A 238-nucleotide genomic window follows, 5' to 3' on the forward strand; every position below is an offset into this window, starting at 1 on the left:
TACAGTACGGCCATGGTTACGGAGAATCTGGTTCTGGTGGCTGTCTTGTTGTTGTGCTGATACTGCTCAGCAAAGTATTTGCCAGGATTATGGTGCTTTCCGCAGCAGAGGTCAACTGCTACCGCCTGATGATGAGATTCCCCAACCTGGGATTCATGTGGATTCCGCTGGTACGCAGCCTTTACGGTGAGGAGGCAGTCATCTTTTTGGCATTCTATATTGTTGGATATAACTTGCT

The 238-nt window shown here is 48.3% G+C and carries 1 protein-coding gene; it reads left to right on the forward strand.

The genetic code is table 11. From position 1 onward, the window contains the following. Positions 1–238 (forward strand): AEC family transporter (locus LK536_RS59065; protein WP_506092368.1); only part of this gene is annotated, 238 nt, incomplete at both ends.

The sequence above is a fragment of the Clostridium pacaense genome (assembly GCF_020709765.2).
GTDB classification, from domain to species: domain Bacteria; phylum Bacillota; class Clostridia; order Lachnospirales; family Lachnospiraceae; genus Enterocloster; species Enterocloster hominis.